At 69.7% G+C, this 12,754-nt stretch carries 10 protein-coding genes; 5 read left to right on the top strand and 5 right to left on the bottom strand.

What is annotated here, in order from left to right:
- Positions 1–11: 11 nt before the first annotated feature.
- Positions 12–1,058 carry a TRAP transporter substrate-binding protein DctP gene (dctP, locus tag G472_RS0122410; RefSeq protein ID WP_029010159.1) on the bottom strand — a complete coding sequence of 349 codons (1,047 nt, stop codon included), beginning with the start codon at positions 1,056–1,058 and terminating at the stop codon, positions 12–14.
- Positions 1,059–1,252: 194 nt separating this feature from the next.
- Between dctP and G472_RS35015 the strand changes: the two genes are divergently transcribed.
- The 4 genes from G472_RS35015 (at position 1,253) to G472_RS35010 (ending at position 7,205) form a co-directional block, all read left to right on the top strand.
- Complete coding sequence (locus G472_RS35015; RefSeq protein WP_051341150.1) at positions 1,253–2,680, top strand: aminotransferase-like domain-containing protein; 1,428 nt, start codon at positions 1,253–1,255, stop codon at positions 2,678–2,680.
- Positions 2,677–2,889 (top strand): SlyX family protein, encoded by a 213-nt coding sequence (locus tag G472_RS0122400; RefSeq protein ID WP_029010158.1) that lies wholly within the window; start codon positions 2,677–2,679, stop codon positions 2,887–2,889. Before G472_RS35015 ends, G472_RS0122400 begins: the two co-directional genes overlap by 4 nt.
- Positions 2,890–3,145: 256 nt before the next feature.
- A complete protein-coding gene (fusA, locus tag G472_RS0122395) occupies positions 3,146–5,287 on the top strand; it encodes an elongation factor G (RefSeq protein ID WP_029010157.1) in 2,142 nt (713 codons plus the stop codon).
- A gap of 265 nt (positions 5,288–5,552) precedes the next feature.
- On the top strand, positions 5,553–7,205 hold the full coding sequence (locus tag G472_RS35010) for a PQQ-dependent sugar dehydrogenase (protein ID WP_051341149.1): 1,653 nt from the start codon (positions 5,553–5,555) through the stop codon (positions 7,203–7,205).
- A gap of 84 nt (positions 7,206–7,289) precedes the next feature.
- Here the strand turns inward: G472_RS35010 and G472_RS0122385 are convergent, their stop codons facing one another.
- The 4 genes from G472_RS0122385 to G472_RS35005 form a co-directional block, all read right to left on the bottom strand.
- Positions 7,290–8,102 (bottom strand): DUF2189 domain-containing protein, encoded by an 813-nt coding sequence (locus G472_RS0122385; protein ID WP_029010156.1) that lies wholly within the window; start codon positions 8,100–8,102, stop codon positions 7,290–7,292.
- A 104-nt stretch (positions 8,103–8,206) separates the two neighbouring features.
- A complete protein-coding gene (locus G472_RS0122380) occupies positions 8,207–8,401 on the bottom strand; it encodes a DUF2783 domain-containing protein (RefSeq protein WP_029010155.1) in 195 nt (64 codons plus the stop codon).
- 32 nt (positions 8,402–8,433) lie between these two features.
- Positions 8,434–10,095 (bottom strand): FAD-dependent oxidoreductase, encoded by a 1,662-nt coding sequence (locus G472_RS0122375; RefSeq protein ID WP_029010154.1) that lies wholly within the window; start codon positions 10,093–10,095, stop codon positions 8,434–8,436.
- Between the two features lie 118 nt (positions 10,096–10,213).
- Positions 10,214–10,714, bottom strand: a complete 501-nt coding sequence (locus G472_RS35005; RefSeq protein ID WP_035693439.1) for a MarR family winged helix-turn-helix transcriptional regulator — start codon at positions 10,712–10,714, stop codon at positions 10,214–10,216.
- A 335-nt stretch (positions 10,715–11,049) separates the two neighbouring features.
- Here G472_RS35005 and G472_RS0122365 point away from each other — a divergent pair, with 335 nt between their 5' ends.
- Positions 11,050–12,738, top strand: coding sequence for a methyl-accepting chemotaxis protein (locus G472_RS0122365; RefSeq protein ID WP_029010153.1), 1,689 nt, complete (start codon positions 11,050–11,052; stop codon positions 12,736–12,738).
- Positions 12,739–12,754: the final 16 nt, after the last annotated feature.

Genomic DNA, 12,754 nt, shown 5'->3' with positions numbered 1-12,754 from the left:
GGCGGCAGGGGTCAGCCCAGCAGCCCCAGGCGCTTCATGAAGGCGGTCTGGCCGTCGAGGATCTTCGTGGCCAGCGCGTCGTTCTTCGTGGCCGCCCGCCACGCCTCCTGCGCCCGGGTGCGGCCCTGCCTCACGTCCGCCTCGTCCAGGGAGGTCACCTCCACGCCCTTGGCGCGGAAGGACTCGATGGCCTTGCCGTCGGCCACCAGGATGTGCTGGCGCAGCGCCGCCGAGGTCTCGCGCGCCGCCGCCGACAGCGCCGCCTTGAAGTCGGCCGGCAGCTTCTCGTACGCCGCGCGGTTGGCGACGTAGCTGGTGGCGGTGGTCGGCTGGTGCGGGCCGGGGTGGACGATGTAGCGCGCCACCTCGGCCAGGCCGGCCTCGAAGTTGGCGGTGAGGTCGCCGCGGTCGGCGAAGTCGATCAGCCCCTTGTCCAGGGCCGAATAGACCTCGGCCGTCGGCAGCGGCGTGACCGACACGCCGAGCGCTCCCATGACGGTGGAGGCCAGCCCGACGAAGCGGCCCTTCTTGCCCGCCATGTCGGCGATGGTGCGGATGGGGAACTTGGAGTGGATGGGCTCCGGCCCGTAGACGGTGGGGGCGATGTAGTGCAGGCCGGCCGGGGCGTACGCCTGGCGGGCCAGCTCCAGCCCGTCCAGCTCGTAGAACCACGCCTCGTACTGGTCCGCTTCGGGGAAGCCGAAGGGGACGGTGCTGGTGAAGGCCAGCGAGGGGATCTTGCCCGCCTCGTAGCCGTCGAAGGTCTTCATCATCTGGAAGGCGCCGCCGCGCACCGCGTCGAACGCCTGGTTGGCGGGTACGAGCTGGCCGGCGGAGAACAGCTCGATCCGGAAGCGGCCCCCGGTGAGTTCGCCGACGCGCGCCACGAACCGTTCCTCGAACTTCTGCGGCGTGGTGCCGCCGTCCCACAGGGACTGCATGCGCCAGCTCACACCGTCCTGCGCAAGGGCGGGGGCGGCGAGCGCCGTTCCGGTCGCCGCGGCGGCCGCGCCGATCCCCGCGGCTTTCAATACCCGGCGGCGGTTCATAGACGTCATGGCGGTCTCCCTCCTGTCGTTTGGTTGCGCCGACATGATCCTCCGCCGGCGAGCGATTGACGGCACGATCATCCGTGTTACAAAGGGACAGTGCAAGGGACAGTTGGCCGGAATATCCGCAATACTGTCCCACCATCCGCGCCGGTACGGTTCGCCGGAACGGCGTGCGGCGGGATCGCCCGGGGGAGGTTCCCATGACGCGCGTGGACGGCATCGTCGCCAGGATCGTCGAGTTGATCGAGGGCGGCCTCCTGAAGCCGGGGGAACGGCTGCTGTCGGTGCGCGCCGGGGCGCAGGAGTACGGGGTGTCCAAGAACACCATGGCGGAAGCCTACGACCGGCTGGTGGCGCTGGGCCATCTGGAGGCCCGGCCGGGCTCCGGCTACTACGCCGCCGGGGTGCGGCGCCCGTCGGTGGAGCGGCACGCCCCCCATGTGGCGGAGGCGGTGGACCTGGTGTCGCTGCTGCGTGAGCAGCTCGTCCAGAGCTACGCGGTGCGGGTGGGCGACGGGCGGCCGCCGCCATCGTGGATGGAGCGGCTGGAGATCGGCGGCCGCAGCCGGGCCCGGATGCCGGTGCGCGCCATTGAGGGGGAGCACGGCTATGGCAACCCGCGCGGCTACCTGCCCCTGCGCGAGCGCATCGCCCTGGCCCTGGCGGAGCGGTCCATCAAGGCGTCGCCCGACCAGATCCTGCTGACCCACGGCGCCAACCACGCCCTGGACCTGGTGGCCCGCCGCATGCTGGAGCCGGGCGACACCGTGCTGGTGGACAGCCCCGGCTATTACCCCCTGTTCGGCAAGCTGACCCTGGCCAAGGTGGAGATCGTCGGCGTGCGCCGGCTGCCCGACGGGCCGGACCTGGACGACCTGTCGGCCAAGGCGGCGGCGCTGAAGCCCAAGATCTTCTTCACCCAGTCGCTGGCGCACAACCCCACCGGCGGCTCCATCACCCCGGCGGTGGCCCACCGCCTGCTGCAATGCGCGGCGCGCGACGGCTTCCACATCGTCGAGGACGACCCCTTCGCCGACATCCTGCCGGCGACGGCGCCGCGGCTGGCGGCGCTGGACCAGCTCGACCGGGTGATCTACGTGGGCACCTTCTCCAAGACCTTGTCGGCCAGCGTGCGGGTGGGGTATGTGGCGTGCCGTGACCCGCTGATCGGCATGCTGTGCGACCTGAAGATGCTGACCGTCGTCAGCACCTCCGACTATCTGGAGCGGATCGTCTACGGTGTGATCGCCAGCGGCCAGTACCTGCGCTACCTGCGCCGCCTGAAGGGGCGCATCGCCTCGGCGACCGAGGCGGCGCTGGCCAGCCTGGAGGGGCTGGGCATCCGCCCCTTCGCACCGCCGGCGGGCGGCCTCTATCTGTGGGGGCTGCTGCCGGAGGACACCGACGAGATGGACCTGACGCGCCGCGCGGCGGCGGCCGGCATCTTCCTGGCGCCCGGCGCGGTCTTCGCGGCGGGGCGGGCGGCCCGGGCGCCGGCCATGCGGATCAATGTGGCCTACGCCGCCGATCCGCGGTTCGTCGCGTTCATGAAGGATTATCTGGCCGCGCGCCCGGGCCGCGCGGCGCCGGGACCACAGCCGGGACCACAAGGGGACGGGGAGCGATGACCGACGCCGAAAGCCGCCTGATCGACCTGGAAAGCCGGCTCGCCCACCACGAGCGCATGGCCGAGGAGCTGTCGGCCGTGCTGTACGCGCAGGGGCGCACCATCGAGGCGCTGACCGCCCGGGTGCGCCGCCTGACCGAGCGGCTGGCCGCCGTGGAGGCCGGCGGCCCGCGGTCGCCCGCCGACGACCGCCCGCCCCCTCATTATTAGCGGCCCGCCGCCCGATGCCGGCGACGCATCGCCGGTATGGGCGGGATTCGCGGCCGGGATGCCACGTCGCGCTGGACAGCGGACGCGGATGCGATTATCACGCTGCCCAGTCCGCCCGGCGCGTGCGCGTGAGCGGATGCGGAAAACTGTTGTTTGACATTTTCCGTCACCCCTTGTATGGCGCGCGTCCAAGGAGCATTTTGGCGTCGCCGCCAACCGACACGCACGCGATCCGGTCCGCACCACGGAGTTCTTTATGCCGCGCACTACGCCCCTGAGCGACATTCGCAACATCGGCATCATCGCCCACGTCGATGCCGGCAAGACGACCACTACCGAGCGTGTCCTGTACTACACGGGCCGCAAGCACACGATCATCGACGTCCACGAGACCAAGGACCTGAAGTCGTCGACGACGACCGACTACCTTGAGCAGGAGCAGAAGCGCGGCATCACCATCCAGTCGGCGGCGGTGTCCTGCTTCTGGAAGGACAAGAAGATCAACCTGATCGACACCCCGGGCCACGTCGACTTCACCATCGAGGTGAACCGGTCGCTCCGCGTGCTCGACGGTGCGGTGGTGGTGTTCGACGGCGTGGCCGGCGTGGAGCCGCAGACCGAGACGAACTGGCGCCTGGCGGACAACTACAACGTCCCGCGCATGTGCTACGTCAACAAGATGGACCGTTCCGGCGCCAACTTCCGCCGCTGCGTCCAGATGATGAAGGATCGCCTGGGCACCAACCCGGTGGTCCTGCAGGTGCCGATCGGCTCCGAGGACGACTTCCGCGGCATGGTCGACCTCGTGGAGATGAAGGCCTACGTCTGGTTCTCCGACGAGAAGGACGCGAAGTGGGAGATCTGGGAGGTCACCGACGACCTCGCGGACAAGCTGAACTTCACCAACCAGAACGACCGCGACATGCTGGCCGAGGTGCCGGCCCTGCGCGCGGCGCTGATCGACTCCGCCCTCGTCGAGGACGACGCGGCCATGGAGGCGTATCTGGAGTCCGGTGAGGAGCCGTCGGCCGACGTCCTGCGCAAGTGCCTGCACAAGGGCACCATCCGCGGCACCCTGGTGCCGGTCCTGTGCGGGTCCTCGTACAAGAACAAGGGCGTGCAGCAGCTCCTGGACGCCGTGGTGTGGTACCTGCCGTCGCCGGTCGAGGTCGAGGCGATCAAGACCGTCGACCCCGACGGCAACCCCAACGGCGAGCGCAAGACCTCCGACGACGAGCCGTTCTCCGGCCTGGCGTTCAAGGTGATCAACGACCGCTTCGGCTCGCTGACCTTCGTGCGCGTCTACTCCGGCGTCGTCACCAAGGGCAGCTCGGTGCTGAACACCACCCGCGGCAAGCGCGAGCGCATCGGCCGCATGGTGGAGATGTTCGCCAAGGACACCAACGACCTGGAAGAGGCGCGCGCCGGCGACATCGTCGCCTTCGTCTCCCTGCAGGAGACGGACACCGGCGACACCCTGTGCGACGCGTCCGCGCCGGTGGTGCTGGAGCGCATGCGCTTCCCCGACCCCGTCATCAGCGTGTCGGTGGAGCCCAAGAACCGCGCCGACCAGGACAAGTTCTCCGCGTCGCTGGGCAAGATGGTCCGCGCCGATCCGTCGCTCGTGCTCGAGACCGACAAGGACACCGGCCAGACCATCCTGCGCGGCATGGGCGAGCTGCACCTGGAAGTCACCATGGACCGCCTGCGCACCGAGTTCGGCGTGGAAGGCATCATGGGCCGGCCGCAGGTGGCCTACCGCGAGGCGATCACCCGCGCGGTCGAGCACACCTACACCCACAAGAAGCAGACCGGCGGTTCGGGCCAGTTCGCCGAGGTGAAGATCCGCTTCGAGCCGCTGCAGCGCGGTGAGGGCTACGCCTTCGTCGACAACATCGTCGGCGGCACCGTCCCGCGCGAGTACATCCCGTCGGTCGACAAGGGCCTGCGCGTCCAGAAGGAAGACGGCGTCATGGCCGGCTACCCGACGGTCGACTTCAAGGCGACCCTCATCGACGGCAAGTACCACGACGTCGACTCGAACGCCCTGACGTTCGAAATCGCCGCCAAGGCGTGCTTCCGCGAGGCCATGCGCCTGGCCGGCCCGGTCCTGCTGGAGCCGGTGATGAAGGTCGAGGTGGTGATCCCCGAGGACTACCTGGGCGACGTCATCGGCGACATCAACCGCCGCCGCGGCACCATCCTGGGCCAGCTCGAGCGTGGCGCCAACCTCGCCGTCGAGGCCCATGTGCCGATGTCGGAGATGTTCGGCTACATCGGCGAGCTGCGCGGCATGACCTCGGGCCGCGGCTCCTACTCGATGGAGTTCTCGCACTACGACCCGGTGCCGAAGAACGTCGCCGACGAGATCGTGGCCAAGAGCGGCAAGGCCGCCTGACCCACGACCGGCGGCCGGGTCGCCTGATCGGCGGTCCGCGCGACGCAACGGTATGGATGCCGGCTCCCTTCGGGGGGCCGGCATTTTTTTATGGCTCCGCTTCCGGTCATCCCCCCGATGCGCCGGCACCTCTCCGGAGGGCAGCGCAAGCGCGGCGGTGTGGTTACGCCCGCTGAACGCAGGAACTCCGACGCGTCCTGAACCCTTGGCGTGGTGACGCGCCCCCGCACCGGGGGCGCTGCCGACGAGAAGGACGGTGAGCGGAATGAACCAGCCAGGCGATCGCTTCTTCATCGACCCGAACGCTTTGCCGGGCGTCGTCAGCGGCTCCGTGCGCAACTTCCCGGAGCTGGTGGACCGGCCCGCCGGCGTTCTGCCGCAGGTTCCCGACGGCTTCCGGGTGGACGTCTTTGCCGAGGGGCTGGGGCGGGCGCGCCAGATCGAGGTGGCGCCCAACGGGGACGTGCTGGTGACCCGCGGCGGAGCCAACGACATCGTGCTGCTGCGCGACAGCAACGGCGACGGCGTCGCCGACCTGCGCTCCACCCTGGCGACCGGATTCGACCGACCCCACGCCATGGAGGTGCGGCCCGACGGGCTGTACGTGGTGGACGTCGGCCATGTCTGGCGGGTGCCCTACACGCCGGGCGACCTGACCGCCTCCGGGCCGGCGCAGGCTCTGACCCCGGCCGGCGCCCTGGGACCCGACAGCGGGCACGTCATGCGCTCGCTCGCCTTCAGCGCCGACGGGCGCAGCTTCTTCGTGGGCATCGGGTCGGAAAGCAACCTGGCGGTCGAGCCCCTGCCGCGCGCCACCATCCTGCAGTTCGACGCCGACGGCAGCGATCCCCGGGTCTACGCCAGCGGCGTGCGCAACCCCGCCGCGCTGGAGATCGAGCCCTCCACCGGCCGGCTGGTGGCCACGGTGGTCGAGCGCGACGCCATGGGCGACGAGCTGGTCCCCGACTTCCTGACCCGCATCGAGCCCGGCGGCTTCTATGGCTGGCCCTACGCCTACATCGGCCCCAACGACCAGCCGAACTTCCAGGACAACGAGGCGCTGCGGGCGCAGACCCTGGTGCCGGACGTGCTGTTCCAGTCCCACGCGACGCCCATCGGCTTCACCTTCTACACCGGCAACCAGTTCCCGGCGGAGTATGCGGGCGACGCCTTCGTGGCGCTGCGCGGCTCGTGGAACGCCGAGACCCCCCGCGGCTTCATGATCGCCCATGTGGACGTGCAGAACGGCGTGCCGCAGAACGGCTACGAAGCCTTCGCGACCGGGTTCGTGCTGAACGACGGCGATCCGGTCGAGGTGTACGGGCGGCCGACCGCCGTGGCCACCGGCGGCGACGGGTCGCTGCTGATCGGCGACGACACCGGCGGCACCATCTACGCCGTGCGCTGGGCACCGCAGGGCGACGCCGGGCCGAACCTGTTGATCGGCGGCGGCGGCGCCGACGTGCTGCTGGGGGCGGGCGGCGCCGACACGCTGATGGGCGGGATCGGCCCCGACCGCCTGTACGGCAACCAGGGGAACGACCTCATCTTCGGGGAGCGCGGCAACGACACCCTGTTCGGCGGCCAGGGTGCGGACACCCTGCACGGCGGGCAGGGCGACGACGTGCTCTATGGCGGCATGGGCAACGACTGGCTGTTCGGCGGCCGCGGCAACGACGAGCTGACCGGCGGCCCCGGCGCCGACATCTTCGCCGCGCGCCTCGGCATGGGGGCGGACACGGTCACCGACTTCAACGCCCGCGAAGGCGACCGCATCGAGATCCTGGCCGGCCAGACCTACGGGGTGGACGCCGCCGCCAACGGCGCAGCCGTCATCCGGTTGAGCAGCGGCGACTCCCTGACGCTCCTCGGGGTGGCGCCGTCGGCGGTGAACGACGGCTGGTTCGTGACGGCGTGATGCCGGGCTGACACTTTGCCCCCACCCTTCCAACCTTCGGTCGGGAGGGTGGGGCCGGGTTGCTCGGGGGTGGCGGCGGCGCCCTCAGGGCTCGCCGTCGCGCTTCACCAGGGCGCGGTAGGCGTGCCAGCTCGCGTGGCCGATCAGGGGCAGGGCGATGATCAGGCCGATGAAGGCGGTGAGCAGGCCGATGCCGGTTACCAGAACGATCAGCCCGCCCCACAGCGCCATGGTCCGCGGGTTCTTCGCCACGGCGATGGCCGAAACGAGTGACGCGGCAAAGATGTCGACCGGCCGGTCGAGCATCATCGGCAGGGCGGTCACGTTGACGATGAAGGCAAAGGCCGCGAAGGCGAAGCCCAGCGCCGTGACGAAGGCCGCGAACACCAGCCCGTCGACGGTCAGCAGCGCCGCCAGGATGCGGTCGACGTTGATCGCCTCGTGCGGGAAGAACAGGGCGAAGGCGACCACGTTCAGCCGGGTCCAGATCATGACGTACAGCATGAGGACCAGCCCGGCCGTCAGGATGTGGTAGGGGTTGGCCCGCCACGCCATGACCGCCGCCATGAAGCCCGGCCGGCGCCCCTCCTCCACGTCCCTGGAGATGCGGTAGAGGCCCAGCGCCAGCAGCGGCGCCACCAGAAGAAAGCCGCCGATCAGCGGCGCGATCAGGTAGGCCATGCCCAACAGCGACAGGCCGGCGGTCAGGGCGAAGCCGCTCGCTACGAACAGCGCCCCGTAGGCCGGGCTGAGCCAGCCCGCCGCCCGCATGTCCGCCCAGCCCGCCCGCAGCCAGCCGATCACCTCGGCCGGCGCCACCTCGCGCACGCGATCAGCATAGGGAAAGCCGGCTCCCGCGCCCGCCGCAACCGTCGTCGCCTGCTCCACCCGTTCCATGGCCCGCCCGCACCATCAGTGTTACCGATAGTTTGAGACTATGGCAGCGGAACGGGCGGAGCGAAAGGCACACTAATTTTGTTGGTTTTGACGCCCTTACCGATTCATACCCCCTCGCGGGCGCGGCGCATGGCCTCCGCGAGGACCTCCATGTCGCCGATGTGGTTGGCGAGCAGGAGGACGAGGCGGGCGTTGACCATGGCGCTCTGTTCGGGCGTCAGGTCGCGGTGGGTGTCGATCAGCGCCTCGTAGAAATCGTCGGGGCGGCTGAGCCGGTTGTCGATGACGAGCCGGGACATGGGCTGGACCTTTCGGGTTTCGGCGGCGCCGGTCACAGGCCGGCGGCGCGGTTGAGGGCGGCGGTCAGGGCGGCAACGTCGAACGCTCGCAGGCGGGCGGCGATGTGCTGGTCCGGGCGCACCAGATAGACGGTGCCGGGCGTGGCGTCATACCGCTCGGCGAAGCGGCCGTTGACGTCCACCAGCGCGTTGGCGCCGGCGTCGCGGCGGCGGTCGGTCACCACATGCCAGGCGAAGGGCAGGGGCCCGGCCACCAGTGCCGTCATGGAGTCGGCCACGGCCGCCGGCACCGGGTCCGGGCCGGCGTAGTACAGGGCGACGAACCGGCCGCCCAGATGGTCCATCAGCCAGCCGGCGTCGTGGGCCGCGTCCTCCACCGGGGCGTCGGTGGCCGGCGCGCCGGGCACCATGGCGCCGGCGAAGGACCCGGTGTCGGGCGTGTTGAGGGGGCTGTCGGTGTAGGTGGTCGGCGTCGACAGGCGGCCGGAGTTGACCAGCGCGCGGGCGAAGGGGTGGTCCGCCGCCAGCCCCAGCACGGCGTCGCGGAAGGTGCGGCTCATGGCGCTCTTGGGCGTGATGAAGTCGGTGGAGCGGGTGGAGTTCAGCAGGTTCTCCTTCGCCGCCGCCACGCGCTCATCCGAATAGGTGTCGAGCAGGCTGTCGGGGGCCAGCCCGTCCAGCACCAGCTTCAGCTTCCACACGAGGTTGTCGGCGTCGGGCACGCCGGAGTTGGCGCCGCGCGCCCCGAACGGCGATACCTGGTGGGCGCTGTCACCGGCGAACAGGACGCGGCCGTGGCGGAAACGCTCCAGCCGGCGGCACTGGAAAGTGTAGACACTGACCCATTCCAGTTCGAACTCGGTGGTTTCGCCCAGCATCGCCTTCAGGCGGGGGATCACCTTCTCCGGCTTCTTCTCCTCCTCCGGGTCGGCGTTCCAGCCGAGCTGGAAGTCGATGCGCCAGACGTTGTCGGCCTGCATGTGCAGCAGGGTCGACTGGCGGGGGTGGAAGGGCGGGTCGAACCAGAACCAGCGCTCCGCCGGGAAATCGGCCTTCATCACCACGTCGGCGATGAGGAAGCGGTCCTGGAACACTTCGCCGATGAACTCCAGCCCCAGCATCTTGCGGATGGACGAGCGGGCGCCGTCGCAGGCGATCACCCAGTCCGCCTCCATGGCGTAGACGCCGTCGGGGGTCTCCACCTGCAGGACCACATGGTCGTCCTGCGGCTTCACCGACAGCACGCGGGACTTCCAGCGGATGTCGGCCGCACCGGTTCCGGTGGCGGCGGCGATCAGGTACTCCTCCAGATAATACTGCTGGAGATTGATGAAGGCCGGGATCTTGTGGTCCGGCTCGGGCAGCAGGTCGAAACGGTAGACCTCGCGGTCGCCGTGGAACACCTTGCCGATCTTCCACACCACGCCCTTGTCGATCATCGGCCGGGCCACGCCCAGGCGGTCCCACACCTCCAGCGCGCGCTTGGCGTAGCAGACGGCGCGGCTGCCGATGCTGACGGTGTCGTCCTCGTCAAGGACGACGACGGGCACCCCCTTCTGCGCCAGATCGAGCGCCGCGGTCAGCCCCACCGGGCCGGCGCCGACCACCACGACGGGATGGCGGCGCACCGTGCCGGTGCGCTGCTCCGGCGCGGGGACATAGGGAAACGTCGGATAGGAATAGGTCGACAGCATGGATGCGTTCCTCCGCCGGGGCCGCCGTGCCGGGCGGCTCGATTGTTGCCGGACAGTATCGTTTCAAACGAGACGTTTTCAAGTGAAATCATTGAGGCGGAAGAACCGGCGGCTCCGGTCAGTCGCCGTCGATCAGCGCCGCGATGCTGTCCCCCGGCAGGGCGGCCAGGGCCTCGGCCCGCTGCTCCAGCCGGGTCACCAGCCGGTCCAGCTCCGCCTGTTCCGCCGGGTCCAGGGCGGTGAGGAGCTGGGCCTCGAAGGCGCGGGCCAGCGGCACGATGCGGTCGTAGATGGCGCGACCCTTGGCCGTCAGGCTGACCCGGGCGGTGCGGCGGTCCTCCCGGCCGGTGTCCCGGATGATGAGGCCGGTGTCGAGCATGCGCGCCATGGCCCGGCTGACCTGGACACGGTCCATGGCTGTCAGCATCGCGATGGTGGTGGCGCTCGGCGTGTCGCCCGGCTCCAGCCCGCCGAGCACCGCGACGATACGCCACTCCGGAATGGTGATCTCGAAGCGGTCGGCGTAGGTCCTGGCCACGGTCTGGCTGACCGTGGTGGCGAGCACGTGCAGGCGGTAGGGCCAGTAGCGTTTCAGTTTGAACGGGTCGGTGTCCGCCATCGCATGCGCCTTTGTCGCGGGGTGGTCAGCTTAACGGAATTCCGCCCGCCGGAAAAAGCGGCCAAACGCCCCGGAATCCGGAGGAGCGGGGCGATGCGACACGCCGCAGGGTGCCCCGGTTCTCCCGAACGGCGGTCCGATGACACGAAGGGTGCAAAACGTATACGAATATTCCGTGATGCCGAACGATTCTGTCGGGGCTTCTGATCAATCTTTCCTTCGCTCTCGTCTGCCGTTGAGCTTGCGGCGGTTTTCATCATCTTTTAACGCATCGGAAACGACTTCATGAGCATACTATGGGATGCGCAATTGCTTGATGTTCCCGGGGGTGCACGATGCCATCCTTTTCTCTGTCCATCCGCGCCAAGCTGGGCGGACTCGTTCTGCTGGCCAGTCTCGCCTGCGCCGCGGTGGTCGCGACGGGGCTGTACCTGAGTTACGACCGCATGTACCGGGACCGGGTCGACAGCTTGCGCCACATGGTCGAGGCGGGGCACAGCATGGCGGCGGCCTTCGAGTCGGAGGCGGCCGCCGGCCGTATGAGCCGTGACGAGGCGCAGGCCCGCTTCAAGCAGGCGATGCTGGCCATCCGCTACAGCGGCGAGGAGTACCTGTTCGCCCACACCTTCGGCGCCGTCGGCTTCGCCCATCCCAGCGACAAGCTGATGGGCCGGGACGTGTCGGGCATCAAAGACAGCAACGGCGTTCCCATCATCCCGGCCCTGATCGACATCGTCCGCAGCCGGGGGGAGGGAACCTACGCCTACGACTGGCCGCGCACGCAGGGCGGCAGCGATACGGCCGTCAAGCTGGCCTATGTCAAAGGGTTCCAGCCCTGGGGGATCTTCATCGGCACCGGCGTCTTCATCGACGACATCCGCGCCGCCTTCCTGACCCAGTTGTGGACGCTGCTGGCCGTGGTGGCGGTCGTCGCCCTGCCCGGCATCGTGCTGCTGGGCGTGGTGAGCCGGAACATCAGCCTGACGGTGGCGAGCCTGTCCGCGAAGATGCGGGCCCTGGCCGCGGGCGACCTGTCCGTCACCTTCCCCGAGGCGGCGCGGGGCGACGAGCTGGGAGCCATGGGGCAAGCGGTCGAGGTGTTCAAGCGCGATGCCGAGAGCAAGGTGCTTCTGGAGGCCGAACGGGCCGAGGAGGCGCGCCGGGCGGAGGAGGACAAGCACAACGCGGTGATCGCCATGGCCGACGGGTTCGAGCGGACCGTCGGCGCGGTGATCCGCACCGTCGCTTCCGAAAGCGAGGGCATGGAACTGCGCGTGCAGGAGATGACCCGCGCCGCCGACCGCACCGGCCAGCTTGCCGGTACCGTCGCCGCCGCCACGGAACAGACCTCCGCCAACGTGCAGACCGTCGCCGCGGCCACCGAGGAACTGTCCGGCTCCATCGGCGAGATCAGCCGGCAGGTCGGCGAGTCGTCGCAGATCGCCCGAGAGGCGGTTGTGATCGCCGAGCGCGCCAACGGCAAGGTGGAGGGGCTGGCGACGGCGGTGGAGCGCATCGGTGCGGTCGTCGGACTGATCAACTCCATCGCCAGCCAGACCAATCTCCTGGCGCTGAACGCCACCATCGAGGCGGCGCGCGCCGGCGAGGCGGGCAAGGGCTTCGCGGTGGTGGCCAGCGAGGTCAAGCAGCTTGCCAACCAGACGGCCAAGGCCACCGACGACATTGCCGCCCAGGTCGCCAACATCCAATCGGTGACCGGCGAAGCGGTGCAGGAGATCCAGGAGATCACCCGCGTCATCGGCCGCGTCAACGAGGTATCGACGTCCATCGCCTCGGCGGTCGAGGAGCAAGGGGCGGCCACCCGTGAGATCAGCCGCAGCGTCCAGCAGGCCGCGCAGGGCACCCGCGAGGTGTCCACCAGCATCGGCGGCGTCAACGACGCCGCGGTGCAGAACGGCAAGGCCGCCTACGAAGCGCTGGAATCGGTCCGCCGCCTGGCTCTCCAGGCCGATTCCCTGACCAGGGAGGTGAACGGGTTCCTGGCCCGCGTGCGTGCGGGGTGATCCCCCGCCCGAGCGT

The sequence above is a fragment of the Azospirillum halopraeferens DSM 3675 genome, from assembly GCF_000429625.1.
Taxonomy (GTDB): Bacteria; Pseudomonadota; Alphaproteobacteria; order Azospirillales; family Azospirillaceae; genus Azospirillum; species Azospirillum halopraeferens.
Note: the sequence above shows the minus strand (reverse complement) of the source record. Positions and strands in the feature narration are given on the sequence as shown.